Origin of the sequence: Thiohalocapsa sp. (assembly GCF_019695415.1) — a bacterium.
GTDB lineage: Bacteria > Pseudomonadota > Gammaproteobacteria > Chromatiales > Chromatiaceae > Thiohalocapsa.
Window position 1 is genome coordinate 1 of record NZ_JAIFKJ010000585.1, and the last position, 2,390, is coordinate 2,390.

Annotated in this window: 2 protein-coding genes and 1 pseudogene; all 3 read right to left on the bottom strand. The window is 66.8% G+C overall.

Translation table 11 applies throughout. The features are described 5' to 3' along the window. A pseudogene (locus tag I6U14_RS16035) lies at window positions 1-505 on the bottom strand (hypothetical protein); the annotation flags it as partial. Window positions 506-514: 9 nt separating this feature from the next. After that, on the bottom strand, window positions 515-1,624 hold the full coding sequence (locus tag I6U14_RS16040; protein ID WP_296900522.1) for an AAA family ATPase: 1,110 nt from the start codon (window positions 1,622-1,624) through the stop codon (window positions 515-517). A 79-nt stretch (window positions 1,625-1,703) separates the two neighbouring features. Next, the coding region (locus tag I6U14_RS16045; RefSeq protein ID WP_296900523.1) for a hypothetical protein at window positions 1,704-2,390 on the bottom strand (687 nt) is incomplete at its 5' end.

The following is a 2,390-nucleotide window of genomic DNA, read 5'->3' on the forward strand; positions in this document are numbered from 1 at the left end:
CTTCGTCCTCTCGCCGGCTGCGCCGGCGGCGGCGGCTGCCCTTGCCGCCGTCGACGACCGTCAGGCGGGCGGCGGTCAGCAGGTCCTCCAGCAGCACGGAGCCGGATGGCAGCTCCAGCCAGTTCAGGTGCGAGAGGGCGCTGTTGACGATAGCGTCGGCGCAAATGTTGTAAAGCTCCCGGTCGACGTCGCCGGTGAGACGCCGAAGCTCCACGAGCCGCTGCGGGTGGCGCAGGGCCACGTGCAGCACCTGGTGGGCAACGAGGCCCGTCTGCACCGGGAGTGTTAGATCCTCGAAATCCGGACCGTAATAGATGGACACACCGTCGTTGGCGGCGACAGACGCCGGCTCCGCTGCTGGTTCCCCGTGCGGCTCTGTGTCGATGTGCCGAATCCAAAGGGCCAGACCCCCGGTGGACGGGGCATATTCCACCATGCGCTGCACGGCGCGCGTGCCGCGGTGCTCGTAGACGGCAGAGCCGCGTCTGCGGGGAGCGTCGGCCATCAGGTCGGCTCAGGCCGCCTGCTGCGCGGCCTCGCGCGCCTCGGTGTAGCGCCGATAAGCTTGACTCGAGAGCACGGCACCTTCCAGCCCGCGCTCCAGCGCCGTCTGGAACAGCAGCTCCATGCCGAGCGTCTGCACCTCGCGGATGGGCAGCGGCTCGTCGCTCTGCAGATCCGGCAGTTGGTCGATGATGGCGAGCGCGCGGCCCATCCTCGGTTCGTCCGTCGCCGCCGCCAGCAGCGCGTAGACCATACCGTAGAGGCCGTCCAGCGTGTTAGGCAGGAGCGCCGCCGTCGCCTCGCCGGGCTCCGCCTCCAGGAGCGCCAGCACGTCCGTGCCCGCCTGGATCTCCTTCAGCACGCCGAAGAACTCGGCCGCGTTGGCAGCACCGATGCGCCCTTGTACGAAGGTGCGCTTGCCGGCATCCGACAGATTGGACTTCAGCACGCTGGAGATATCCTCCCAGCCGCGGGGGCTCGCGCCCACCAGGTGGTCGTTGGCGAGCTGGCTGTGGGTGTCGTCCAGCTTGTCCGGGCGGACCTTGAGGTAGGCCATCACTTCTGGTGCGAAATCGTTCGCCAGCGCATAGCCAAGGAAAGCATCGATGACCGATTGCACATTGAAATGGAACATCCGGTCGGCAAGCGCTGTGCCCATGTCGTGACTGACGGCCCCGTGGAAGGCCGCGTTGCCAGCGGCGACCACCTGCCACCCGTCGGGCAGCCGGTAGTTGCCGACGCGGCGATCGAGGATCAGCGAGTAGGCGGAGATCTGCAGGCGCTGGTCTGCCGCCGTCAGCTCGTCTAGGAACAAGATGCCCTCGGACTGCTCGCTGTCCGGCAGGAACTCCGGCGGAAACCAGACGGTCTTGGCCTGGCGCTCATCCGCATAGATAGCGCCGCGGATGTCCACAGGCTCAATGGTGGTGAGCCGCAGATCCACCAGCGGCACGTCAAAATGATCCGCAACCTGACGCACCACCGAGGATTTGCCGACGCCGCGCGTGCCCCAAAGCATCGACGCCCGCCGGCGCAGCACTGGGTCACTGAACTGCTCGATGAGCGCGTCCTTCACCGCCGCGATGGACACGGGCGGGATGTTCATCGGGTTGCCTTGCAAGAATGCATCTCCTCAAGTTTGGGTTGAGCGCCGCTGTCGCGCTTCGTTGCCGCGCAGCCCGACCTGCGGCTTTCGGACGTCACCCCTCGGCCTTTGCCGCAACCGGCTGCTCGAGGCCGCCATCGAATCGCTCCGCATTGGCGGCTGCCGTGGGCTCGGGGGCGGGCGAGTGTTTGTCCGTCACCCGCTCCACCCATGCGCGCTGCACCAGGGCCCGCGGCAGGGGCGGGATCTCGAACCGCGGCATTTCACGCATCAGAAAAAAGCCCACGAGCATAAAGGGCGGGGCATGGAAGATAAGCATGCGCAGAATGGAATTGTCGGCCATGTCCAGCCATTGAATGCCGGGGGTGGCGGCCATGATGCCCAGCAGAAAGAGCATGGGCACCGCGCGCTGATAGGTGACCCGCCAGCGGGCGCCCAGGTGTCGTTGATGGAACTGCTTCGGGGATGCGGCGAGGGTCGCGGAGAGATGCCTCACCACTTCGCCCAGCTTGGCCTCGATGTCGGCCGTGCGCTCCGGCTCGTGTGTGGCCACGCGAATGGAGCCGCGCCAATAGCTCACGATCTGACGCAGCGGCCGATAATGCCAGCCAATCACGGCGAGCAGGTCTTCCGGGACCTTGAGCTTCACGCCGGCATCCGTCGTGAGCTTGAGCTCTACGGGCATGCCGTTGAAGCGATCCGCCTTCAGATTCAGGTGCACCGGCCCGACACGAGTATTGGCCTCGGTGATCACGGCGCGCAGCGGGCCGTCGGCGTCCTC